Raw genomic sequence first — 24,535 nt, 5'->3', positions numbered from 1 at the left:
GCCTGGCGAATCCGGGTTCGGTTCGCCCTTGACGTCCCATTCGCCGGGCGCGAGGAAGAGACTCACTTCATTCACCGCCCATGGATCGTTGTCGCTCACTTATGCCTCCACAGGGCACCTGCCGATCCTGGCTCGCGACATCGACGGCACTGTGCACCGGGCCACCGAGCCCGTCGGACATCGTCGAAGGCGTGGCTGCACTGGAGCGTGCCCTCGCTGGCACCGGGGCACCCCCGACATCATCTACGACCGCCTCATACGGGCCTGGGTGCTGATGCCGACCACGACGACGTCGCAGTGACGGTCCTCCAGCCCCTCATCCGCAGCAGCACGGACGCCGAGCTCTTCCATGACGCAGCGCTGGAACTCCTCGGTGACATGGGACCGCCCCACGAGCCAGGGCTTCGCCCAGAGCGTGCTCTCCTTCATGGCACCTCCCGCTGATGCGTGTGACTTCGGCCTCCTGGCTGCCAGCGAGCTAGTGACGAATGCTCTCCTGCACGGAGCCCCGCCTATGTGCCTCCGGCTGCGCCGCACCGACCGCCGGCTGATTGTCAAGGCAACGGACGGGGACGACCACCTGCCGAGTCGGCGGCAGGCTGGGCCGGCCACCGGGACCAGCCGCGGCATCTTGGTCATCGCCGCGATTTCCTCGTCCTGGGGATCGAGCCGCACACCGGGCGGTGGCAAGGCTGTCTGGTGTGAGCTGTCCTTGGATGACTACTGGAGTGTGCGGCTGGCAGCATCACCAGGGCGAGGGCACCGACCTCGTCCGCCCGTACCTCATCGCGTACGAGCGGATCGACGGGCTGGAGGTCGTCGCGTGAGTGGGTCGCGGTCCGCCACTGCCCGGCCGTTGTCCTGGGCGGGCATCGACGGGAAGCCCTGCTCTTTCCTGGGCGATGGAGGGGAATACGTCTCGCGCATAGCTGATGACATCGAGCGCTTGCAGCTCGGCATGGCGTACGAGCTTCTCGCTCACGTGACCTATCGACTCGACGGGTATAAGGCAACTTCCCGAGAACTACTTGTCCTGGCACGCGGGTTGGCCATCGCCCTGAGGACGTGCGGAGTGTTGCGAAGAGCCGGCTGCGCGGTTGTCGGCAACGGGATGCAGCCGTGGCGCGGACCGTCGTGAGATCAGTGAGAGCGAACAGGGATCCCGCCACTAGACGTACTAATGACCATTTGAGGGGTATATATTTGTGATTTCTTTACGTTCCCTTGAATAATGTCTGATGGGCTGTCGCGAGCGTTGCCGAGGGGGGAGCAGTATGGCGATCGAACTGCCCGGTCAAGTGGTGTCGTTCCTCCAGTTCATCGGGGTGAACTGGCCGGACATCAACGAGGACAAGGTCCGCGAATTCGGGTCCCATGTACGGGATTTCGCGCAGAAGGTGGATGACACCCACAGGGAATCCACCAGCACGATCAAGCAGCTCGAAGACGTCTACCAGGGCGCGTCATACGAGGCGCTGCTGGCCAAATGGGGCCAGATGTCCGACAGCCATATGACCGAGCTAGTCAACGCCTGTCATGTGGTGGCCGATGCGTTGGACATCGCTGCGGACACGATCGTGGCGATGAAGGTGGAGGCGATTGCCGAACTGACCGTTCTGGCCATCACGTTCGTCGCCGACCAGGCCGCGGCCGTCGCCACCCTCGGCCTCGCCGAAGCCGCCGAGGCGCTGGTCATCGAGGCCGCCGAGAAGCTCATGGACTACCTGGTCCAGCAGCTGGAGCAGTACATCATCGGCCAGGTCATCGAGGCGGCCGTCGATCCCCTCATAGAGACGGTGGGCAAGGCGGTGGGTGGTCTGGTCTTCCAGGCCGCGGAGTCCGCCCTCGGCGTCTCCGCAGGCGGCGGGGGCCGTGCTGGGGAGAGCTTCTCCATCCACCCGGAGGCGCTCCAAGCACGCGCGGAGAAGCTGCACGCACATGCACGGACGGTGGCCGGCCACGCCGCCGAATTCCAGACCAAGGCCGCGGGGGCGAGCTTCGAATGAGCAATCCGATCGTCAAGGCGCTGGAGCACGCGGCCGAGAAGCTGGGCAAGACCCTCGGCAAGGACGCGGGAAAGGCGGTCGAGGGCCTGTACCACGGGACAGGCCAGCGGATGAAGAAGGTCGCCACCCACCATGCGGAGAACGACAAGGGCCTTTCTGACCACTTCAAGGGCCTCGGCAAGGACGGGAAGAAGGATCTCAAAGCGCCGAACAACAGCGGTGCTAAGGGGCCAGGCGCGAAGGGCGTCAGCGGGTCCAAGGGGCCGGCTCGTCAAGCAACCGACGGCGATCCTCATGGCAACAGCCGGACCCAGGACAGTGTCTGTTCCAACGGCACCGACCCCATCGACCTGGCGACCGGGAAGATGTACCTGCCTCAGACTGACGTAGAGCTGCCCGGTGCACTCCCACTGGTGTTCCGTCGGCGCGTCGAGTCCGGATACCGCGCTGGCAAATGGTTCGGGCCCTCGTGGACGAGCACGGCAGACCAGCGTCTGGAAATCGACCCGCAGGGCCTTATCTTCGTCCATGAGGACGGCCTGCTGTTGGCCTATCCCCACCCACAAGACGGCACCTCGGTGCTGCCCTCTGAGGGGCCGCGCTGGCCCCTGGAGCGCACGGATGATGACGGCTACGTCATTAGCGATCCAGCCAGCGGAATCACATGGTGCTTCAGCGGTCACAGCGAATCCGTGGCCTTGTTGGATGAGATCTCCGACCGTAACGGGAACTTCCTTGTCTTCGGGTATGCCGCTGACGGCACTCCTACGGATATCCAGCACGGCGCCGGTTGCCACCTGAAGATCGCAACGGAAGGAGGCCGGATAAGTGGCCTCTATCTTGCGGGAGCTTCCCCAGAGGAGGGTGACCAGCTTCTCGCCACTTACGGATACGAGAATGGCAATCTCACCGCGGTTGCCAATTCGTCAGGGTCACCCTTGCAGTTCAGCTATGACCAACTCAACAGAGTCGAATCCTGGACTGATAGCAACAACAGCAGCTACCACTACACTTACGACGATCAGGACCGATGCGTCGCAGAGAGCGGCGAAGCCGGGCACATGAGCCTGCGCATCGACTACGGTGAGCCCGATGAGGCGACAGGGCTGAGGGTCACCACAACGACCAGCGGATCTGGCCACATTCAGCAATTCCATATCAACCGCGCGAACCAGGTAGTCGCAGAGATCGACGCCGCCGGTGGTGTCACACGCACCGAACGCGACCGCTATAATCGCTTGCTGAGCACGACCGACCCGCTTGGGCGAACGACTAGCTTTACCTACGATGAGGCAGGGAACACCGCATCGGCGACGCGCCCCGATGGTTGCACAGCAACCGTGGCGTACAACGATCTCAATCTGCCGGTTCAGATTGTGGGTCCCAACGGTGGTACATGGCGTTACAGCTACGACGAGCACGGCAACCGCACCTCCGTTACCGATCCCAGCGGAGCAAGCACCCAGTACACTTACGACGGTCGCGGAAACCTTTCCGCAGTCACCGACGCGCTGGGAAATGTCACCCGAATAGAATGCAATCGCGCGGGCCTTCCTGTCGTCGAAACGAACCCGCAAGGTGCGACCACCCGATACGAGCGCGATTCATTCGGCCGCATCACGGCTGTCATCGATCCTCTCGGGGCCACCACACAACTTGTATGGACCGTAGAAGGCAAGCTTGCGGCCCGGATCAAGCCGGACGGCGCACGCGAGTCGTGGGCCTACGATGCCGAAGGCAACTGCACATCACACGTTGATGCCATCGGCGGTGTTACTCAGTACACGTATACACACTTCGACAAGCTGGCAACCAAAACCAGTCCTGACGGAGCGCGGATCACGTACTCGTACGACGCCGAACTCCAGCTTGTCAAGGTAACCAATGCTCAAGGCTTCACGTGGACGTACACATATGACCCGGTTGGTCGGCTGATATCGGAGACCGACTTCGACGGCAGCACCATTACTTACTCTTATGACGCCGCCGGGCAATTGTCCAGCCGCACCAATGCACTCGGTCAAACCATTACCTATGGTCACGACGTGCTGGGACAGGTCACCGAAAAGGCGCTCAATGGCGTGCGCACTACCTTTGCGTACGACTCAGCCGGACACCTAGTACACGCAGTCTCGCCTGACGCCACGATGACACTGGAGCGCGACGTGATGGGGCGCGTCGTATCCGAGACCACCAACGGCCGTACCCTTGCGCACACCTACGACATCCTGGGACATCGCACTTCCCGACGTACGCCCATGGGGACAGAGTCGCACTGGCGGTACGACGCCGTGGGTAACCCAATCCAGCTGACCGCCTCCGGCCGGGATATGACCTTCCGGCACGATGCGGCCGGTCATGAGATTGGCCGCCACCTCGGAGACGACATCTCGTTCGATTCCGCCTGGGGCCCCGCCGGTCGCCTAATAAGCCAAACGGTGAAAACCTCTTCGCTGACGCTCCAGCAGCGTCATTACACCTACAGGCCCGACGGCCATCTGACCGCGCTTGAGGACAGCCTGAGCGGCACACATCGCTTCGACGTCGATGAAGTGGGCCGCGTCACAGGAGTCCACGCCCACAACTGGACAGAGTCGTACGCTTACGACGAGGCAGGAAACCAAATCAGCGCCGACTGGCCGGCCAAACACCCCGGTGCGGAGGCACGCGGCCCGCGCACCGTCGCTGGCACCAGGGTCGGCCAAGCCGGCAACGTCCGCTACGAGCACGATGCACAAGGACGCATCACTCTCAGGCAGAAGACTCGTCTATCCCGCCGTCCCGATACCTGGCGCTACGAGTGGGACGGCGAAGACCGCCTCTTCGCGGTTACCACACCCGACGGTACGCGATGGCGCTACGTTTACGATCCTCTCGGCAGGCGCATCGCCAAGCGCCGCTTGACAGCTGCGGGCGAAACAGCCGAGGAGACCGTTTTCACCTGGGATGGCGCCAACCTCGCCGAGCAGACCACCACCTCGCCGACGCACAAGTACCCCGTCACACTCACCTGGGACCACGACGGGCTACGCCCTCTAACACAAACCGAACGCATCACCGCGCCCAATGCCTCTCAAGAAGACGTCGACCAGCGTTTCTTCGCAATTGTCACCGACCTGGTCGGCACGCCGACCGAGCTGGTGGATCTCCGAGGTGAAATCGCCTGGCGAACCCGCAGCACATTGTGGGGAACCACTACTTGGACGAGTAGCAGCACTGCCTACACGCCGCTGAGATTCCCCGGACAGTACTTCGACGCCGAAACCGGGCTTCACTACAACTTCCATCGCTACTACGACCCAGAGACAGCTCGTTACATCACGACGGATCCTTTGGGTCTCACGCCAGCACCCAACCCCGCCACCTACGTCCCCAACCCGCAGACATGGGCCGACCCTCTGGGGCTGGCGCCCGAAGAGGGGTGTTCCGATCGGCTCAAACCCGGCGAGATGTACATTTACCGTGCTGTCCTGCCAGGAGAGTTGGGAGACATCATGGGGCCAGCCAACCGCCGTTACCGCAACGGGATGGGCCAAGAATCCAAATACTTCTCCGAAACCCCGGAAGGAGCGGCAGCCTACGCGCGAGGTGCGTACCGCGATTTCGCAAAATACGACGGCTATCAACCGTATACCCTGACCCGGGCGGTTATCCGACGCGACGTCATTCCGCCGGAGAATTATCTGCACCACCTGGCAGACGAGGGCGTGGAAAGCCCCTTTATCCTCAACTCCGACCAACTCAGGCATGCAGGGCGTGTGAGGGTCATTCCTTCCATGCCGCATCGGTGACTTGAATGAACGTGAACATCATCATTGCATCGGATAATGATTCGACGCTCGCCCTCTGGGAGGCGCATATCTTTCCGCTTGCGGAGGTTTCCTTCACCAAAGAGCGAGCTGCGCATATTGAGGCTGACGCCGTAGTCATCTCTGGGGTCTACGCATTTGAGCGGTATGGTGGGCGCCCGAACACGACCGCAGCGCAGATCGTCGCCAACATGACGGGCGATGGGCTTCCTGGCGTTGTTGTTATTCCGCCGAGTCTGCCTATGATCCTCAATTCAGAGAAAAGGCCCGTTGTTCATCCGGACTACGCGGAAGTGAGCCCGGCCTATCATGCAATTTCACACACGCTCAAGGCGATTGACGCTCTCAACGCGGAAGGTGAACGGGTGATTCGGAGAGTGATCTTTTCTCTTCCGCTGCTCGGTATGAACAGCCCCCGCGACGCGTCCACGCCTTCGTCGGTGAGGCGAGCCATCGAGGAGTACCTCACGGAATCGTGACTGCGCTCGTCTGACGTAGACCTGGGCAACGAGTACCTGAAGCTGCGGAGGAACCGTCTGCGCCCCAAGTACGAGCACGGGTGCCCGGAGGGCTCACCGTGCGGCCGGAAGGCGGGGTACTGCCCGGACAGGGTGCAGGCCCGGCGCGAGACCAAGAACACCAAGTCCCGGGCGGGCCGCCGCGCTGTGCCCCTGCCGGGCCCGGTGGTCGCCATGCTCCGTGCACACGCCAAGACGCAAGAGCGCGAGCGCAAGGCGGCCGGGGACCTGTGGGCCGAGTCGGACTACGTGTTCACCAAGCCGCTGGGTGGCCCACTGAGCCCGAACACGGACTACCACGACTGGAAGCGGCTGCTCGAAGACGCGGGGGTTCGGAGCGCGCGGCTGCACGACGCCCGGCACACGGCCGCCACCGTGCTCATGCTGCTCGGTGTCCCGGCCCGCGTCATTGATCAGATCATGGGGTGGGAGCCGGGCACCTCGGCGAGCATGCGGGCGAGGTACCTGCACGTGCCGGACGCCATGCTCAAGGACGTGGCCCGGAAGATCGCCGAAGCCATCTGGGGACCCCCGGACACACCCGCTGTGGACAAAAACCAGGACAACGGGGGCTGAGGACAACGTCGAAGGGCCCCACCTCACGGTGGGGCCCTTCGACGTATTGCCCGGTGAGAGCAATGGCGGAGGATACGAGATTCGAACTCGTGAGGGGTTGCCCCCAACACGCTTTCCAAGCGTGCGCCCTAGGCCACTAGGCGAATCCTCCGCCGCAAACAATACAAGACGTTGGGGAGTGCTCGCGAACATGATCCGGGGGAGGGGGCCGGGGCGGGGAGTGAAGTGGGGGACGGTTCGTTGCCGGGGTGGGGGATCGGCTAAGGTGGGGCTCAGCCCCTCACGTGGCGCTATCTGACTGAACTCCCCCAGGGCCGGAAGGCAGCAAGGGTAGGTCGGCTCTGGCGGGTGCGTGGGGGGCGCTTGCGTTTGCGGGGTGGGCCGGTTGTCAGTGGGGCCCGATATCGTCGTATGCGTGTCGTCCCTTGCGCTGTACCGCCGCTACCGACCCGAGACCTTCGCCGAGGTCATCGGGCAAGAGCACGTGACCGACCCGCTGCAGCAGGCGTTGCGGAACAACCGGGTCAACCACGCGTATCTGTTCAGCGGGCCGCGCGGCTGTGGCAAGACGACCAGTGCGCGGATCCTGGCGCGGTGCCTGAACTGTGAAAAAGGTCCCACTCCGACGCCCTGCGGGACGTGCCAGTCGTGCGTCGATCTCGCCAGGAACGGGCGGGGCTCGATCGATGTGATCGAGATCGACGCCGCATCGCACGGTGGCGTGGACGACGCCCGTGAGCTGCGGGAGAAGGCGTTCTTCGGGCCGGCGGGCAGCCGGTACAAGATCTACATCATCGACGAGGCGCACATGGTGACCTCGGCGGGGTTCAATGCCCTGCTCAAGGTCGTCGAGGAGCCGCCGGAGCATTTGAAGTTCATCTTCGCGACGACCGAGCCCGAGAAGGTCATCGGGACGATCCGGTCGCGGACGCATCACTACCCCTTCCGGCTGGTGCCGCCGGGGACGCTGCGCGAATACCTGGCCGAGGTGTGCGGGCGGGAGGACATCCCGGTCGAGGACGGTGTGCTGCCGCTGGTCGTACGGGCCGGGGCCGGGTCCGTGCGGGATTCGATGTCGGTGATGGACCAGCTGCTCGCCGGGGCGGGTGCCGACGGTGTGACGTATGCCATGGCGACGGCTCTGCTGGGGTACACCGACGGCTCGCTGCTGGACTCCGTCGTCGAGGCGTTCGCCGCGGGGGACGGGGCGGCGGCCTTCGAGGTGGTCGACCGGGTCATCGAGGGGGGCAACGATCCGCGGCGGTTCGTGGCCGATCTGCTGGAGCGGCTGCGGGATCTGGTGATCCTCGCGGCGGTGCCCGACGCGGGGGAGAAGGGGCTGATCGATGCCCCGGCGGATGTGGTGGAGCGGATGGCGGCGCAGGCGTCCGTCTTCGGGGCGGCGGAGCTGAGCCGGGCCGCCGATCTGGTCAATACGGGCCTGACGGAGATGCGGGGGGCGACCTCGCCGCGGTTGCAGCTGGAGCTGATCTGCGCGCGGGTGCTGCTGCCCGCGGCGTACGACGACGAGCGGTCGGTGCAGGCGCGCCTGGACCGGCTGGAGCGCGGCGCGAGCGCACTGGCCCTGGGCGGCGGTGGCGTGGGCGCGCCGTCGGCCGGTGGCCTCGGGGCCGGGGCGCCGGTGGTGACCTCCGAGGGCGGGCCGTCGGCCGGGTACGTCCCGGGGCCGGAGGCGCACCCGGTGGCGGCACCCGCGGGCCCGTCCGGACCGGCGGCCGCGCGGGCCGCGGTGCGGGGGGCCACGGGCGGCGGGAGCGGTACGGGGCCGGGTCCGGGCACGGGCACCGGGTCGGGCCCGGGTGCTGGGTCTGGTTCCGGTGCGGGCGGCGGTATGGATGCCGGTGCCGGGGCTGCGGCTGGTGCCGGCGTTCCGCGCGCGGGTGCCGATGTCGGTTCCGGGGCCGGTGTCGAGGGTGCCGGTTCCGGTCCGGGTACGGGCGGGCCCGGTGGTCAGGCGCCGCAGGTCCCGGGCCCGGGGCAGGCGTCGCCCGGTGGCGGCCCCGGTGGTGAGGAGCAGGGGTCCGATACGGCGGCCGCGCAGGGCGGTGCGCAGGCGGGTGCGCGGCCCGGGGCGTGGCCCGGTGGTACCGGCGGCGGCGCCGGTGGCGGACGGCAGCCCGGCGGCTGGCCGTCGGCCGTGGCCCCGGGGCAGGGCGGCCAGGGAGTGCAGGGCGCCGCGCGGTCGGTACCGTCCGGGCCGCCCGCCGGTGCGCCCGCGGCTCCTCCCGTACAGCAACCGCAGCAACAGCAACAGCAACAACAGCCGCAGGCCGCCGCCGCGCCCGGCATGGTGCAGGGGGCCGCGCAGGTACGGCAGATGTGGCCGGAGATTCTGGACGCGGTCAAGGGCCGCAGGCGCTTCACCTGGATCCTGCTGAGTCAGAACGCCCAGGTGTCCGGCTTCGACGGCACGACCCTGCAAATCGGCTTCCCCAACGCCGGTGCGCGCGACAGCTTCGCCAACGGCGGCAGCGAGGACGTCCTCAAGGACGTGCTGGCCGAGCGGTTCCATGTGCAGTGGCGGGTCGAGGCCATCGTCGATCCGTCGGGCGGCGCCAGTCCGCCGGCCGGCGGGGCGCCCCGCAGCGGCGGTGGCGGCTACGGCGGCGGAGCGCCCGCCGCTCCGCAGCAGTCCGTACCGCAGCCGGCCCAGCAGAGCGCCCCGGCGGCGCCCGCGGGTCCCGGCGGCCCGTACGGCCAGGGCGGCGGTCAGGGCGGTCCGGGTGGTCAGGGGGGTGCCCAAGGTGGTCAGAGCGCGCCCGGTGGCGGCGGCCAGGGCGCGCGGATGGCGCGGGAGGCGGTGGCCCCGGCGGCGTCGCCCGGTGGCGGCCGCAGCGGGCCCGCGGCGGAGCCCTCGTACACCCCGGAGCCCCCGCCGGTGTCGATCGAGTACGACATGCCGGCCGAGGACGACGCGGACCTGGTCGACTCCGCGCTCAGCGGCCATGAGCTGATCGTCCGCGAGCTGGGCGCAACGGTGCTGGAAGAGTTCAACAACAACGAGTGACGGCACGAGTGACAACGGGCGACCTGCGGCGAGTGCGCCGCGGGGCGGCAGCCCGTACGGGGTGCGGGGGCGCGGGGGCTGAGCAGGGGCGGCGGGCCGTGACGCCCGGTGTTACGGCCCGGTACGGACGGGTCCCGGCGCCCGACGGCGGCGCATATGTGCTCCTCCGTACGGCGTAGGGCGCGCTCGGCGGGAAACACGTAGGCTCGGGCTACCGCACCAATCGTTGTCGTACGGCAGGAGTCACGTCGTGATCCCCGGTGGTCAGCCCAATATGCAGCAGCTGCTCCAGCAGGCCCAGAAGATGCAGCAGGACCTCGCGGCCGCCCAGCAGGAGCTGGCGGAGACGCCCGTCGAGGGCTCCGCGGGCGGCGGTCTGGTCAAGGCCACGGTGACCGGCTCCGGTGAGCTCAAGGGCCTGGTCATCGACCCCAAGGCGGTGGATGTCGAATCCGCCGAGGAGACCGCGGAAACCCTCGCCGACCTCGTCCTCGCCGCGGTCCGGGACGCCAACGCCAGCGCCCAGCAGTTGCAGCAGCAGAAGCTCGGCCCGCTCGCCCAGGGACTGGGCGGCGGCAGTGGGATCCCCGGTCTCCCTTTCTGAGGAGTAGCCAACTAGCGTACGCAGTACGGCAGAAGAGAGAGAAGACGTTCCGTGTATGAAGGCGTGGTTCAGGACCTGATCGACGAGTTGGGCAGACTGCCCGGCGTCGGTCCCAAGAGCGCGCAGCGGATCGCCTTCCACATCCTTCAGGCCGAGCCGACCGATGTCCGCCGGCTCGCGAACGCGCTGATGGAGGTCAAGGCGAAGGTTCGGTTCTGCTCGGTGTGCGGAAACGTCGCACAGGAGGAGCAGTGCCGGGTCTGTCTGGACCCCCGGCGCGATCCGGCGGCCATCTGTGTCGTGGAGGAGCCCAAGGACGTCGTGGCGATCGAGCGGACCCGCGAGTTCCGCGGTCGCTACCACGTCCTCGGCGGGGCGATCAGCCCCATCGAGGGCGTCGGTCCCGACGACCTGCGGATACGGGAACTGCTGGCCAGGCTCGCGGACGGCACCGTCACCGAGCTGATCCTGGCCACCGACCCGAATCTGGAGGGCGAGGCCACGGCCACGTACCTGGCCCGCATGATCAAACCCATGGGGCTGAAAGTGACGCGACTGGCCAGCGGTCTGCCGGTCGGAGGAGATCTGGAGTACGCCGACGAGGTCACGCTCGGGCGGGCCTTCGAAGGGAGGAGACTTCTCGATGTCTGATGCCACGCTGCACAACGCTTCGCAGGACCCGGACGACTTCGCGGTATCCATCGCCGACTCGGTCGAAAGCTTCATCGTCGCCGTGACGGAGGTCGCCAAGGGTGACGAACCGGACAGCGCGGTGCCGTTCCTGCTGCTGGAGGTCTCCCAGCTGCTGCTCACCGGCGGCCGGCTGGGCGCCCACGAGGACATCGTCCCCGTCGAGCGCTACGAGCCCGACAGCGGCCCGGAGCCGGATGTGGACGAGCTGCGGGAACGCTTCGCGGAGCTGCTCGACCCGGTGGACGTCTACTCCGAGGTCTTCGACCCGTATGTGCCGCGTTCCGAGCCGGTGCCGTGCCGGATCTCCGATGATCTGGCGGACATCATCACCGACCTGCGGCACGGGCTCGCGCACTACCGGGCGGGGCGGGTCGTCGAGGCGCTGTGGTGGTGGCAGTTCTCCTACCTCACCAACTGGGGTCCGACCGCCTCGGCCGCGCTGCGGGCGCTCCAGTCGCTGGTCGCCCACGTCCGCCTCGACCAGCCGCTGGACGCGCTGGACGGCCTGGACACCGACAGCGGCTTCAGTGACGGCGACGAGGAGCGGCTCGCCGAGGAGGCCGGCAAGGTCATGGCGGCGGAAATCGCGGCGCCGCTGGGGCTGCGCGAGGGCTGAGTGGCCCTGGGCGGGCGCGGCGAGGGCTTCGTATGCGGTGGAGCGGAAGGCCCGGGGCGTGTGAGCTGGGTTACGTTCCCGTGTGCCCGGCCTCGTAGCGGGAAGGTGCTGGCCGAGCGGGCGTGACGATGCGCCCTGCGGAACCCGCCGCCGGACACGGCGAACGGTGTGATCACTACGTGAGTTTCGTGTCTCACGATGTGGTATGCACCGGGCGGACTCCGCTTGCTCGCTAGACTGAGCCGACCGCAGTACCCCCATTTCCGGGGGTCCGGGAGGAAACTCCCGAAGAGACAGTTGCGAGGAGCGCACGTGGGCCTTGTCGTGCAGAAGTACGGCGGCTCATCCGTTGCGGATGCCGAGGGCATCAAGCGCGTTGCCAAGCGAGTCGTCGAAGCCAAGAAGAACGGCCACCAGGTGGTCGTCGTGGTTTCGGCGATGGGCGACACGACGGACGAGCTGATCGATCTCGCTCAGGAAGTGTCCCCGATCCCGTCGGGGCGCGAGTTCGACATGCTGCTGACCGCCGGAGAGCGGATCTCCATGGCCCTGCTGGCGATGGCGATCAAAAACCTCGGCCATGAAGCGCAGTCCTTCACCGGCAGCCAGGCCGGCGTCATCACCGACTCCGTGCACAACAAGGCACGGATCATCGACGTCACGCCGGGCCGGATCAAGAGCTCGGTGGACGAGGGCAATATCGCCATCGTCGCCGGCTTCCAGGGTGTGTCCCAGGACAAGAAGGACATCACGACGCTCGGCCGCGGCGGCTCGGACACCACCGCCGTCGCGCTGGCGGCCGCGCTGGACGCCGAGGTCTGCGAGATCTACACCGATGTGGACGGTGTCTTCACCGCCGACCCGCGGGTCGTGAAGAAGGCCCGGAAGATCGACTGGATCTCCTTCGAGGACATGCTGGAGCTGGCCAGCTCCGGCTCCAAGGTGCTGCTGCACCGCTGCGTCGAGTACGCACGCCGTTACAACATCCCGATCCACGTCCGGTCCTCGTTCTCGGGGCTCAGGGGCACGTGGGTCAGCAACGAACCGCAAGGGGACCAGCCGATGGAGCAGGCAATCATCTCGGGCGTCGCACATGACACCTCCGAGGCGAAGGTCACGGTCGTCGGAGTCCCGGACAAGCCGGGCGAGGCTGCGCGGATCTTCCGTGCCATTGCGGACTCCGAGGTCAACATCGACATGGTCGTCCAGAACGTGTCGGCGGCCTCGACCGGTCTGACGGACATCTCCTTCACGCTGCCCAAGGACGAGGGCCGCAAGGCCGTCGCCGCGCTGGAGCGCACCCGTGCCGCGGTCGGCTTCGACTCGCTGCGCTACGACGACCAGATCGCCAAGATCTCGCTGGTCGGCGCGGGGATGAAGACCAACCCCGGCGTCACGGCGACGTTCTTCGAGGCGCTGTCGAACGCGGGCGTGAACATCGAGCTCATCTCGACCTCCGAGATCCGCATCTCGGTCGTCACCCGCGCCGATGACGTCAAGGAGGCCGTCCAGGCCGTCCACACCGCCTTCGGTCTCGACAGTGACCGCGACGAGGCCGTGGTCTACGGCGGCACCGGACGCTGAGCGGCGCCGAACGATGATTCCGGCCGAAGCGGGCCGTCCGTCCCTCGCCGATACGGCGGGGGCGGGCGCCCGCACGGCCGTCGCCAGACCGCATCTGGCCGTCGTCGGTGCCAGCGGCGCCGTCGGCTCGGTACTGCGCGGCATCCTGTCCGAGCACGCCGACGTCTGGGGCGAGATCCGGCTGATCGCCTCCCCCCGCTCGGCCGGCCGCAAGCTGACCGTACGGGGCGCGGAGACCGAGGTCGTCGCGCTGAGCGAGGCGGCTTTCGACGGTATCGACGTCGCGATGTTCGCCGTACCGGACGGCATTGCCGCGCGATGGGCGCCGGTCGCGGTGGCCAAGGGCGCGGTGGTGGTGGACAATTCGGGCGCGTTCCGGAGGGATCCGGACGTGCCCCTTGTCGTACCCGAGGTCAATGCGTGCGCGGCGCGGGTGCGGCCGCGCGGGATCATCGCGACCCCGAACTGCACCACCCTGTCGGTGATCGTCGCGCTGGGCGCGCTGCATGCCGAGTACGGGCTGAACGAGCTGATCGTCTCCTCGTACCAGGCCGTCTCGGGCGCGGGGCAGGCCGGTATCGACACGCTGCGGGCGCAGCTGTCCGCGGTGGCCGGTACGGAACTGGGCGCGACTCCCGGCGATGTACGGCGCGCGGTCGGCGACACGCTCGGGCCGTTCCCGGCGCCCGTCGCGCTCAATGTCGTGCCGTGGACGGACCGGGAGTCCGGGCTTTCCCCGTCCAACTCGGCCGAGGCGTCCCCGCCGGACCCGGAGGGCGGCTGGTCCTCGGAAGAACTCATGGTCCGTCTTGAGTCCCGCAAGGTCCTCGGGCTGCCGGATCTGCGGGTGACGGCGACCTGCGTACGGGTGCCGGTCCTCACCGCGCATTCGGCGAGCGTGCATGCGCGGTTCGAGCGTGAGGTGACGGTGGCCGGCGCGCACGAGATTCTGGCCGCGGCGCCGGGCGTTGTGCTCAGTGACGATCCGGCGGCGGGCGAATTCCCTACGCCGTGCGATGTGGTGGGGACGGACCCGACGTGGGTGGGCCGGGTACGGCGGTCGCTGGATGATCCGCGGGCGCTGGAGCTCTTCGTGTGCGCGGACAACCTGCGCAAGGGTGCGGCGTTGAATGTGGCGCAGGTGGGGGAGTTGCTGGCGAGAGAGTGGGAGGCGGGGGAGCAGGGGGCGTGAGGGGGGCCGGGGGCTCGGCGGGGCGCTTGGCGGGGGCTGGAGCCAGGGCCGGTGCCGGGGATCTGTGCCGTGCCCGGGGCGACTTGGCGGGAGGGGGTGTCGCGACCCCGCTCTCTCAGCGATACTTTGTGGACGCCCTGTGTGACGTGTGAAGATCGTGTGAGTGATTATCGGTCGGGAGCGAGTGATCTGGGCTGACGATTCGTTCAACCGTTCGACCCCGTCGCACTGCAACCGGCAGTTGGGCGGGAATCGTCTTTCCGGCCACTCCGCGCGGACCGGCTCGGAGGGGCCGCGGAACATCTCGGGGACCTCGGGCGTTGGGGCGAATGCGTCGGAAATATGGGGCATTGGGGAAGAGCTGGTACGCATGAGGGCATTTGATGCATCGTCACAAGCGGTGCCTTGCGCGTACAACCCTTATGGGGGGAAGCGTGTCCAACAGGCGTGGCAGAGGTACTCGGATTCACCATCGCCCCCGCGGGCGCAGCAGGCGCGGCAGTGCGCCCGCCACGCTCCCGTCTCGCCGGGGGCATGCCGGTGATCGCCCCCTGGCCCACCGCCGGCCCCGCGCAGATTCCTTCTCAGCGTGGGGACACTGACGACGCGATGGCAGCGGGCACCACAGTCGATCACCTCACCGAGACGTATCGCGCGCACTACCGTTCCCTGCTCGGACTCGCCGCGCTGCTCCTCGATGACACCGCCTCGTGCGAGGACGTCGTCCAGGAGGCGTTCATCCGCGTGCACTCCGCGCGCGGCCGGGTGCGCGAGCCCGAGAAGACCCTCGCCTATCTGCGCCAGACCGTCGTCAATCTCTCGCGCTCCGCGCTGCGCCGCCGCATCCTCGGGCTGAAGCTGCTCTCCAAGCCGATGCCGGACATGGCGAGCGCCGAGGAGGGCGCGTACGACCTGCTGGAACGGGATCAGCTGATCCAGGCGATGCGAGGGCTCCAGCGGCGCCAGCGCGAGGTTCTGGTGCTGCGCTATTTCGCCGATATGACCGAGGCGCAGGTCGCCGAGACGCTGGGGATATCGCTCGGCTCGGTCAAGGCGTACGGGTCCCGGGGAATCGCGGCGTTGCGCGTCGCGATGGAGGCTCCGGCATGAGTGGCAAGGTGTTCGGCCCGTACGACGTGAACCGTCGACTTCATGGGTGCGATCTCCCCGATCTCTCCGATTCCTCCCCTCGGCCGGGACGGCTCGGCCGGTGCGGGGTGCCGGGTGATGTGGTGCGTGAGTTGTACGTGGTGCGTGAGGGGCAGGGAGCCGGGGCGTCCGGGGGCGGTGCCGATGGTGGTGCCGAGGCCGGTGGGGGTTCCGAGGTTGGTGACGGCTTCGGGGCTGGTGAAGGTGCTGCGTTCCCTGAGGGGGCGGTGCTCCGCGACGGCCCTGTGCTCGGTGAGGGTTCGGTGCTGGGTGACGGCGTTGTGTTCGTCGAGGGGGGCGAGTCCGCCGATGGTGTGGAGACCGTTGCGGTAGGCGTGCTCGCCGATGGTCCTGGGGGCAGTGGTCCCGGCGGCGGCGGTCACGGGGAGGGGCCCGACGGCGGTTCCGGCGGGGGCTCTGGGGGATTCGGGGGTTTTGGCGGCGGGCTCGGAGACGAGGACGGCCTGCGGCGACTGCTACAGGCCCGCGTCGGCGACCTGGACCCCGCGCCGGATGCCCTGCAACGGCTGCGCCGCGCGGTCCCGGCCCGCCGTCAGCGGCGTCGGCATGTCGTCGTGGGCGCCGCCGCCGCGCTGCTGCTCGGCGGTACGTCGATCCCCGCCATGGTGCACGTAGCCCATCTCAACGATCCCGCCGAGGACCGGTCCGCCAACGCCGCCAGCAGCACGCAGGCCCAGGACGGCAGCGGCAGCGCGCACGGCGAGGGCACCGAGCACGCCTTCCCCCAGCCGACCGGCGAGAACGGCAGGTGGCCGGGCAACGGCACGACCGAGGGCAAGGACGGCCGGTCGAAGGAGAAGAACGGCGCGGACCAGGGCACGAGCGGCGCCATGCCGTCCCCGAACGAGACGATGGACGTCACCTCGCCGGCCTGCAACCGCGATCAGCTCGGCCGCGGCACCAGCTCGGTCGGCCCGGCGGACTCGTCCGGCCGCGTCTACGGCGCGTTCCGGGTGGTCAATACGTCCGGTACGGCCTGCTCGATCGACGGCGGCGGCACGGTCGGCGTCGTCGCACAGGGCAGTACGAATCCCGACCGTATCCATGTCGTCGACCACACCTCGGGAGATGAAGCCACCGGTCTGCCGGACCCGGCGACCACTCCCGACCAGCTGGTTCTCAAGCCGGGCGAGGCGTACGAGGTCAAATTCGCCTGGATCCCGGAAGCCGGCGGCGGCCCGACCGGATGCGCACATCCGGCCCCCTCGCCCACGCCCGATCCCTCGAAGGCGCCCGCGGCGTCGCCGGACTCCGGCACCACCACCACTGACGGCAGCGGGAGCAGCCAGACGGGCAGCACCGACGGTACGGGCGGCAGCGACGGCGGGAACACGGCGTCGGGCGGTGTCGTGCTCAGCCATACGCCGGAGGCCGGCGAGCCCGCCGCGACCGACGCCAAGCTCGCGGATGCCTGCGCGGGGACGGTGTACCGGACCGAGGCACTGGCGGCGAAGTAACGCGGGGCGGCGAGGGGCCTGGAGGGGGCGGTGCGGGGCTGCCGTTCGGGCCCCGTACCGTTGGTGGGGTGTATCGGTTCCTGCTGACCCCGCGGTGGTGGGGGATCAACGTCTTCGCCCTGCTGGCGATTCCCTTCTGCATCTTCATGGGCAGCTGGCAGCTGGGGCGCTTCGAGGACCGCGTCGATACGCACCACCAGCAGGAGGACCGTTCCGCCCGGGCCAGGGTCGCGGCGGCCCGGCCGCTGGAGAGTCTGCTGCCGGTCGGCCAGTCCACCTCCGGCCGTCAGGTCAGCGCCCGCGGCCGCTATGACACCGCTCACCAACTGCTCGTCCCGGACCGCACCTTGGGCGACAAGAGCGAGCGGCGGGGCTTTTATGTGCTGACCCTGCTGCGGACGGACGGCGGCAAGGCTCTTCCGGTCGTACGGGGCTGGCTGCCCGGCGACGCGAACGCCAGGGCCGACCGCGCGAAGGTGCCGGCGCCGCCGCGCGGCGAGGTGACGGTCAAGGGGGCGCTCCAGGCGTCCGAGAACGAGGGCACGGACGGGGTGCACGCCGGCGGCGGGCTGCCGGACGGGCAGCTCGGCATGATCAGCGCGGCATCGCTGGTCAACATCGTGCCGTACAAGATCTACGACGCCTGGATCACGCTCGGCAACGCCCCTGCACCGCTGCGCGCGGTCCCGCCGGCCGCCGCGGAGGGCAGCGGTCTGGACCTCAAGGCGTTCCAGAACCTCGGCTACACCGGCGAGTGGTTCGTCTTTGCGGGCTTTGTCGTCTTCATGTGGTTCCGCCTCGTCCGCCGCGAGGCGGAAACGGCCAAGGACGCGGCGCTCGGCATCCTCCCCGATGCCACCCCGGAGCCGAAGCGGGATGGCGAGGATGCCGAACACCACAGCGTTACCGCGTCACGGCCTCACGGCCTCACGGACGCTCCCCCGGGCACATAGCGCTGCGCGAATTCGAGCTCCAGGCGGATCTGCTTGATGCGCTCCTCCACGACCAGCGAGCCGTGTCCGGCGTCGTAGCGGTAGACCTCGTGCGGATGGCCGCGCCGTTCCAGCCGCTGGACGTAGTTCTCCACCTGGCGGATGGGGCACCGCGGGTCGTTGACGCCCGCGGAGATGTAGACCGGCGCCCGCACCTCGTCCACATACGTCAGCGGTGACGACGCCGTGAAGCGCTCGGGGACCTCCTCCGGCGTGCCGCCGAGCAGCGTGCGGTCCAGCGCCTTGAGCCCTTCCATCTCGTCGTTGTACGCGGTGACATAGTCGGCGACGGGGACCGCCGCCAGGCCCACCGCCCACACCTCCGGCTGCGTCCCGAGGCCGAGCAGCGTCAGATAGCCGCCCCACGAGCCGCCGGACAGGACCAGGCGCTTCGGGTCGGCGAGCCCCGACGAGACCGCCCACCTGCGGACCGCATCGATGTCCTCCAGCTCGATCAGCCCGACGCGGTGCTTGAGCGCATCGGTCCAGGCCCGGCCGTATCCGGTCGACCCCCGGTAGTTGACGCGGACGACCGCGAAGCCATGGTCCACCCAGGCCGCCGGGGACGAGGCGAACGCGTCGCTGTCGTGCCAGGTCGGGCCGCCGTGTACCTCGAAGATCGTCGGGAACGGTCCCTCGCCCGCAGGCCGCTGCACCAGGGCGTGGATACGGCCGCCGGGGCCGTCCACCCAGGCATCGGTCACCGGCACCGACCCGGGCGCCGTTATCCCGGGCGGGTCCAGCACGACCGCGCCGCTCGTCGACCGCACCTCCGGCGGCAGCGCCGCGGAGGACCACAGGAACTCCACCGTGCCGTCCGGCCGTGCCGTCGCGCCCGAGACCGTACCCGCCGGGGTCTCGACCCGGGTCAGCGGCGTACGCCCCGCTCCGCCCCCGGTGGCCGTACCGGCATCGCCACCACCCCCGGGCGCACCGAGGTCATAGCGCCACAGTTCGCTTCGCGCCTGGTACTCGTGCTCCACCAGCAATGCCGAGCCGTCCGGATACCAGTCCGCGCCCACATCGCCGGGCAGATCTATCTCCAGAGCCGTCTCCACCCCGGTCAGCGGATCCCAGATCATCGGCTCCCAGCGGCCCCGCCGCTGATGCCCCACCAGCAGCCGGGAGTCGCCGTCCACCGGCGCGAAGCCCATCACCGACAGGCCCAGCTCCTCCGTCCCGCCGTTGGTGTCGTCGAGCTCGGCGACCGTCGAGCCGTCCGCCCGTACGACCCGGATCGCGGAGTGCATCGCATCGGCGTGCTCGGTGTGCTCGATCGCGATCAGCGAGCCGTCGTGCGAGAGGTCGCCGACGCCCGCCGATTCGTGGTGGCGGTAGATCTCCACCGGCGGTTTTCCGGGCCGTGCGACATGAATGGTCGAGCCCTCGTCATCCGTCGAGCGCCCGACGACCGCCGTGCCGTCGCGGCCGATCGACAGCCCCCGGGGGAAGGACGCGGCCAGACCCGGGGTGGCCGGCTCGTCCGGGCCGCCGGCGAACGGCTGGCGCATCCATACGCCGAACTCGTCCCCGTCGGTGTCCGAGAACCACCAGATCCACTCGCCGTCCGGCGACAGGGTGCCGTCCGTCGTGCCGTTCGGCCGGTCCGTGGCCTGCCGCTGGCTGCCCGTCGCGCGGTCCCAGGCGTACAGCTCGAAGGTGCCGGTCGCGTTCGAGACGAACAGGGAGCGGTCCGGGGCGTCCTCGGCCCAGTCCGGCAGGCTTATCCGCGGTGCGCGGAACCGCTTCTCCCAGTCCGGCATGTCCGCGGCGACGGACGGGAGGGAGGGGGCGGGGGACGCGGGGGCTGAGGGGGAAGAAGGGGCCGAATGGTCGGGACGATGCGGGTCGGGTGCCTCGGCGGAACCTGTGGTCTCGTTCGTCATGCGCCCATTCTGCGCCCGGCGCCACAAATGCGTTGGCGGAGGCCGTCAGCCTGTGGATAACTTCGCCGTATGTGCTGCCCGACGGACCCCACAGACCCCACGCACCCCACGCACCCGACGGACCCTGTGGACCCCACGGCCTCTGCGGACCGACCGCCCGGCCCCGACGACTGGCGCGAGGCCAACCGCGCGCGGTGGGACGAGCGCGTGGCCATCCACACCGCCAGCGATTATTACGACCAGGACGGATTCCGCCGGGCCAAGGACGTGATCCGCGCCTTCGAGAGCGCGGAGGTCGGCGACGTCACCGGCCGCAGTCTGCTGCACCTCCAGTGCCACTTCGGCCAGGACACCCTCTCCTGGCTCCATCGCGGCGCGGCCCATGTCGTCGGCCTGGATTTCTCCGAACCGGCCGTCGAGACCGCCCGCGAACTGGCCGCCGAACTCGGCTATGGCCCCGACCGCGCCTCCTTCGTCGCCGCCGACGTCTACGACGCGGCCGAAGCCGTCCCCGACCCGTCGTACGACATCGTCTACACCGGCATCGGCGCCCTGAACTGGCTCCCGGATCTGGTCCGTTGGGCCGAGACGGCCGCCTCCCTCATCACCCCCGGCGGCTTTCTCTACCTCGCCGAATTCCACCCGCTGGGTGACGTTCTGGACGAGGAGACGGGCTCGCGGATCGCCTACGACTATTTCCGCCGTGACGCGTGGGTGGAGGAAACCCCGGGCACCTAAACGGACTTCGGCGCGCCGACGGTCAACAACCGCAGCGTCGAATGGCAGCATCCGCTCGGCGAGGTCATTTCCGCCCTGGCCGGCGCCGGGTTGCGCATCGACTTTCTGCACGAGCACGACATGACGATGTTCGAGCGCTTTCGCGTGTTGCGGCGTGGCGGCGACGGGTTCTACCGATTCCCCGAGGGGCGCCCGCGCATTCCCCTGATGTATTCGGTGAAGGCGAGCCGACCGCGGTGAGGAGGGGCGCGCCGCCCCGCCGGACCGGACCGGACCGGACCGGGCCGAGGCAGGCAGCCCGACGGCTGTGCGACGAGCCTGCCCGCTCCCCGGCCGCGGCCGTGCGGACGGGGCTCTAACCTGCGGTCGCGTAGACCCGGCTGGTGAATTCCGCGATCTGTTTGTCGCTGAGGTTCTTTGCGAGATTGGCCTCGGTGATCATTCCGACCAGTTGGTGTCCGCCCTTGACGTCGATCACCGGAAGGCGCTTGATCTGGTGCGTCTCCATGGTCTCCAGGACCTCGTTGGCAGTCGCTTCCGTGTCGATCCAGTGCAGCGTCTTGTCGAGCGTGCCGGCCTGCACCGTCGCCGGATCGATTCCCTCGGCGCAACACTGAACGACGATGTCACGGTCGGTGATCAGACCCATGAGCCTGTTGTTGTCGCCACAGATGGGCAGGCAACCGACATTCATGTCGCGCATCATTTTCGAGGCGTCCCGCAGCGTCTGGTGTGCGCCCACGCATTGCACCCCGGCGGACATGATGTCTCGGGCCCGTAGCGTCGTAGCCATGATTCCTCCCGCCTTCGGAGCTTGAATTCCCCCGCTTTCGATGACACCACGATTGGCTCTGGGCCGCTCCCTGAGGTATGGCCGGGGCGGGACGGCCGTGGCCAGGGGCCTTCGTAGCGAGTAGTCAGAAGCCTTCGTGGTCAGGGATTTTTCTTCGCTCCCGGCGTCGGTTCACGGTGTCGGCTCACGAGATGTCCGCCGCATCATCGGGCGCCCACGCTCTCTATGCGCCGCCGTCGGACGCGGTGTTACACCGCTCGCGTACGGCCCGACGCCTGCCGGCCGGTGGCGCATACCCCGGAGAGGCCATGAGTACACTCGCCCACCATGTGTGAGGCCAGAGGGTATACAAAACGGCAGAAAATACGCGATGACCGACCATGCACCAACGCTTTCGCCCGGTGCGGGAGGACTCCGCGGAACCCGCTCGTCACCGTCGCGAAAGCCCCGTGCATCCCGCACACCGCGCATGCCCGGTACACGCCTTACGCGCCCCTTTCCGTCGTCCGGAAGATCGGACGGCCGCCCGGCGACGGCAGCAGCAGACGCGCCGTAGCGGCCATGGCCACCGGCGCCCCGGAGGCGATGTGAGACGGCGCGCGAACCGGGCCCGGCACCGGCAGTCCCGTGACCCGCGCGGCCACTGGCTGCTGCTGCTCCTGGTCCTCCCGGTGATGATCGGCGCCCTGCTCTTCGAGGGCTGGACCACCCACGAGGTCGACGCCGCCAAGACGCGCAAGGACTGCACCAGCCCGGTGCCCCGGTCCGTCGACAAGGGCGGTCCGGTGCTGCGCTTCCACGACGGCAAGGTGACCTCGTCCGCGGTGCCGCCCCGTACGGTGGCGCTCACCTACGACGGTGGGCCCGACCCCGTATGGACACCCCGGCTGCTCGACCTGCTGCGCAAGCACCACGCGCACGCCACGTTCTTCCTCCGCGGTGCCCAGGCGGCCCAGTACCCGGATCTGGTGCGGCGGATCCGCGCCGAGGGTCATGAGATCGGCTCGAACACCTACACCGGCGCCGCAATGGGCGAGGCCTCCCCGCTGCGCGCCTCACGGGAACTGTCCCTCACCCAGAAGGCGCTGGCCGGCACCGCGGGCATCCACACCAAGCTGCTGCGCCTGCCGCAGACCACCGCGGTGGACACCATGTGCGGCCCCGAATGGAAGGCCGCCCAGAAAGCCGGCGCCGAGGGCTACACCCTGGTCGCCGCCGACCAGTGGTTCCGCAATCCGTCGCAGGGTGTGATCCGGCAGTTCAGCCAGAACGATCTCGCCTACCACGGCACCGAGGAGCTGCTCGCCGACCCGAAGGTCAGCAAGTTCACCACCGTGACGGCCGGCACCGGACTGGGCTCGCCCGATGAGCCGGTCTCCACCCTCGAACGCTGGTCGGGCACGGCCCTGATCTGGGCAAAGGCCCTCGGACACGCCTTCGTCAGCGGCATGGCCTGGGTACTCGCCGTCGCGGGCGGGCTGGGAGTGCTGCGGCTGCTGATGCTGGTCGTCTTCGCGCGCACCCACGTCCGCCGGCTGACCCGTTTCCGCCCCGGATCGCCCTGGCTGCGCGAGGTCACCGACCCGGTGACGGTCCTCGTCCCCGCCTACAACGAAGAGGCGGGCATCGAGTCCACCGTCCGTTCGCTGCTCGCCTCCACCCACCGGCAGTTGCAGATCATCGTGATCGACGACGGATCGACGGACCAGACGGCGGACATCGCCACCTGGATCGACGACCCCCGGGTGAGGGTGATCCGGCAGTCCAACGCGGGCAAGGCGGCCGCCCTCAACACCGGTCTGGCCCACGCCCAGTACGACATCGTCGTCATGGTCGACGCCGACACCGTCTTCGAACGGGACGCCATCCAGCGCCTCATCCAGCCGCTCGCCCACCCGGCCATCGGCGCGGTCAGCGGCAACACCAAGGTCGGCAACCGCCGCCGCCTGCTGGGCAGATGGCAGCACCTGGAGTACGTCTTCGGGTTCAACCTCGACCGGCGGATGTTCGAGGTGCTGGAGTGCATGCCGACCGTCCCCGGGGCCATCGGCGCCTTTCGCCGGGATGCGCTGATGGGCGTCGGCGGGGTCAGCGAGGACACCCTCGCCGAGGACACCGACCTGACCATGGCCCTGTGGCAGGCGGGCTGGCGGGTGGTCTACGAGGAGTCCGCGGTCGCCTGGACCGAGGTCCCCACCTCGCTGCGGCAGCTGTGGCGGCAGCGCTACCGCTGGTGCTACGGCACGATCCAGGCGATGTGGAAGCACCGCCGGGCCGTCATCGAAGTGGGCCCGTCCGGACGCTTCGGACGCCGTGGGCTGAGCTATCTCGCGCTCTTCCAGGTCGCCCTGCCGCTGCTTGCGCCGATCGTCGACATCTTCGCGCTGTACGGGCTGCTCTTCCTCGGCCCTGTGCAGTCGGCCGGCGTCTGGTTCGGCTTCCTGTCGCTCCAGCTGGTCTGTGCCGGATACGCGCTGCGGCTGGACGGGGAGAAGGTGCGGGCGCTGTGGGCGATGCCGTTCCAGCTGCTGGTCTACCGGCAGTTGATGTATCTCGTCGTCATCCAGTCCGTGGTCGCCTTCCTGCTCGGCACCCGCCTGAAGTGGCACCGGATGCACCGCTCGGGAACCGCGGCGCAGCAGTTGGGGCAGCCGGTGGCGTACCAGAGCCTGTCGTCCAGGTGACGGAACCGGGCCGGAAGACCGGTCCGCGTCGGGCGCCCGCCCGCCTTTGGGCGGGCGGGCGCCTTCGGGGGGACCGGCCCCCTGATCTCCGCCCGATCGCCGCCAGATCTCCGCCGGCGTAATCGCCCTTACCGCACGTAAATCCCCCTTTCCCTCCCCGAATCCCACTCCTCTGGTGCAGAATTGCGG

At 68.6% G+C, this 24,535-nt stretch carries 15 protein-coding genes, 1 tRNA gene, 1 other RNA gene and 3 pseudogenes; 17 read left to right on the top strand and 3 right to left on the bottom strand.

The features are described from left to right. Positions 1–94: 94 nt before the first annotated feature. The 5 genes and pseudogenes from SNA_RS43575 to SNA_RS01195 form a co-directional block, all read left to right on the top strand. Positions 95–715 (top strand): annotated as a pseudogene (locus SNA_RS43575) (ATP-binding protein); the annotation flags it as partial. 559 nt (positions 716–1,274) lie between these two features. Continuing rightward, positions 1,275–2,006 (top strand): WXG100-like domain-containing protein, encoded by a 732-nt coding sequence (locus tag SNA_RS01205; protein WP_044362613.1) that lies wholly within the window; start codon positions 1,275–1,277, stop codon positions 2,004–2,006. Further along, complete coding sequence (locus SNA_RS01200; RefSeq protein WP_051877416.1) at positions 2,003–5,797, top strand: DUF6531 domain-containing protein; 3,795 nt, start codon at positions 2,003–2,005, stop codon at positions 5,795–5,797. The genes SNA_RS01205 and SNA_RS01200 overlap by 4 nt, the downstream gene beginning before the upstream one ends. A 5-nt stretch (positions 5,798–5,802) precedes the next feature. Beyond that, the gene (locus tag SNA_RS42060; RefSeq protein WP_157879849.1) at positions 5,803–6,294 is read left to right on the top strand and encodes a hypothetical protein; all 492 of its coding nucleotides are present in this window, start codon (positions 5,803–5,805) and stop codon (positions 6,292–6,294) included. Beyond that, positions 6,295–6,909: pseudogene (locus tag SNA_RS01195) on the top strand (tyrosine-type recombinase/integrase); the annotation flags it as partial. Positions 6,910–6,972: 63 nt separating this feature from the next. Here the strand turns inward: SNA_RS01195 and SNA_RS01190 are convergent. Continuing rightward, positions 6,973–7,060, bottom strand: a tRNA-Ser gene (locus SNA_RS01190). A 120-nt stretch (positions 7,061–7,180) separates the two neighbouring features. Between SNA_RS01190 and ffs the strand changes: the two genes are divergently transcribed. The 10 genes from ffs to SNA_RS01145 all read left to right on the top strand — a co-directional run bounded on the left by ffs (position 7,181) and on the right by SNA_RS01145 (position 18,206). Next, positions 7,181–7,279: signal recognition particle sRNA small type (ffs, locus tag SNA_RS38790), an RNA gene on the top strand. A gap of 45 nt (positions 7,280–7,324) precedes the next feature. After that, entirely contained in the window at positions 7,325–9,937 is a 2,613-nt protein-coding gene (locus tag SNA_RS01185; RefSeq protein WP_044362612.1) for a DNA polymerase III subunit gamma and tau, read from the top strand. A 250-nt stretch (positions 9,938–10,187) separates the two neighbouring features. Beyond that, positions 10,188–10,541: a YbaB/EbfC family nucleoid-associated protein gene (locus SNA_RS01180; RefSeq protein ID WP_078969598.1), complete on the top strand. Its 354-nt coding sequence runs from the start codon at positions 10,188–10,190 to the stop codon at positions 10,539–10,541. A 51-nt stretch (positions 10,542–10,592) separates the two neighbouring features. Then, entirely contained in the window at positions 10,593–11,192 is a 600-nt protein-coding gene (gene recR, locus SNA_RS01175) for a recombination mediator RecR (RefSeq protein WP_030068301.1), read from the top strand. Continuing rightward, positions 11,185–11,850 carry a DUF5063 domain-containing protein gene (locus SNA_RS01170; protein WP_030068300.1) on the top strand — a complete coding sequence of 222 codons (666 nt, stop codon included), beginning with the start codon at positions 11,185–11,187 and terminating at the stop codon, positions 11,848–11,850. Before recR ends, SNA_RS01170 begins: the two co-directional genes overlap by 8 nt. Positions 11,851–12,162: 312 nt before the next feature. Then, the gene (locus SNA_RS01165) at positions 12,163–13,434 is read left to right on the top strand and encodes an aspartate kinase (RefSeq protein ID WP_030068299.1); all 1,272 of its coding nucleotides are present in this window, start codon (positions 12,163–12,165) and stop codon (positions 13,432–13,434) included. Between the two features lie 13 nt (positions 13,435–13,447). Further along, entirely contained in the window at positions 13,448–14,626 is a 1,179-nt protein-coding gene (locus tag SNA_RS01160; protein WP_044362609.1) for an aspartate-semialdehyde dehydrogenase, read from the top strand. Positions 14,627–15,073: 447 nt separating this feature from the next. After that, the gene (locus tag SNA_RS01155) at positions 15,074–15,736 is read left to right on the top strand and encodes a SigE family RNA polymerase sigma factor (RefSeq protein WP_198534961.1); all 663 of its coding nucleotides are present in this window, start codon (positions 15,074–15,076) and stop codon (positions 15,734–15,736) included. 320 nt (positions 15,737–16,056) lie between these two features. Beyond that, positions 16,057–17,253 carry a hypothetical protein gene (locus SNA_RS01150; protein ID WP_241779509.1) on the top strand — a complete coding sequence of 399 codons (1,197 nt, stop codon included), beginning with the start codon at positions 16,057–16,059 and terminating at the stop codon, positions 17,251–17,253. Positions 17,254–17,321: 68 nt separating this feature from the next. Then, on the top strand, positions 17,322–18,206 hold the full coding sequence (locus tag SNA_RS01145; protein ID WP_044362607.1) for an SURF1 family protein: 885 nt from the start codon (positions 17,322–17,324) through the stop codon (positions 18,204–18,206). Here SNA_RS01145 and SNA_RS01140 read toward each other — a convergent pair. Further along, the gene (locus SNA_RS01140; RefSeq protein WP_030068613.1) at positions 18,173–20,008 is read right to left on the bottom strand and encodes a S9 family peptidase; all 1,836 of its coding nucleotides are present in this window, start codon (positions 20,006–20,008) and stop codon (positions 18,173–18,175) included. The two genes, SNA_RS01145 and SNA_RS01140, sit on opposite strands and share 34 nt — an antisense overlap. A 330-nt stretch (positions 20,009–20,338) precedes the next feature. Here SNA_RS01140 and SNA_RS01135 point away from each other — a divergent pair. Beyond that, positions 20,339–21,109, top strand: a pseudogene (locus tag SNA_RS01135) (class I SAM-dependent methyltransferase). 115 nt (positions 21,110–21,224) lie between these two features. Here SNA_RS01135 and SNA_RS01130 read toward each other — a convergent pair. Further along, positions 21,225–21,662, bottom strand: coding sequence for a CBS domain-containing protein (locus tag SNA_RS01130; RefSeq protein ID WP_030068611.1), 438 nt, complete (start codon positions 21,660–21,662; stop codon positions 21,225–21,227). 587 nt (positions 21,663–22,249) lie between these two features. Between SNA_RS01130 and SNA_RS01125 the strand changes: the two genes are divergently transcribed. After that, complete coding sequence (locus SNA_RS01125) at positions 22,250–24,346, top strand: bifunctional polysaccharide deacetylase/glycosyltransferase family 2 protein (RefSeq protein WP_030068610.1); 2,097 nt, start codon at positions 22,250–22,252, stop codon at positions 24,344–24,346. Positions 24,347–24,535 lie beyond the last annotated feature (189 nt).

The sequence above is a fragment of the Streptomyces natalensis ATCC 27448 genome (genome assembly GCF_000935125.1).
GTDB lineage: Bacteria > Actinomycetota > Actinomycetes > Streptomycetales > Streptomycetaceae > Streptomyces > Streptomyces natalensis.
This window is presented reverse-complemented; position numbering and strand designations above follow the sequence as displayed.

Excerpts from the sequence above, each read along its gene's own strand:
- SNA_RS01140 (WP_030068613.1), bottom strand. The coding sequence starts at position 20,008 with ATGCCGGACTGGGAGAAGCGGTTCCGCGCACCGCGGATAAGCCTGCCG.
- SNA_RS01170 (WP_030068300.1), top strand. The coding sequence starts at position 11,185 with ATGTCTGATGCCACGCTGCACAACGCTTCGCAGGACCCGGACGACTTC.
- SNA_RS01160 (WP_044362609.1), top strand. The coding sequence starts at position 13,448 with ATGATTCCGGCCGAAGCGGGCCGTCCGTCCCTCGCCGATACGGCGGGG.
- SNA_RS01130 (WP_030068611.1), bottom strand. The coding sequence starts at position 21,662 with ATGGCTACGACGCTACGGGCCCGAGACATCATGTCCGCCGGGGTGCAA.
- SNA_RS01205 (WP_044362613.1), top strand. The coding sequence starts at position 1,275 with ATGGCGATCGAACTGCCCGGTCAAGTGGTGTCGTTCCTCCAGTTCATC.
- SNA_RS42060 (WP_157879849.1), top strand. The coding sequence starts at position 5,803 with ATGAACGTGAACATCATCATTGCATCGGATAATGATTCGACGCTCGCC.
- SNA_RS01200 (WP_051877416.1), top strand. The coding sequence starts at position 2,003 with ATGAGCAATCCGATCGTCAAGGCGCTGGAGCACGCGGCCGAGAAGCTG.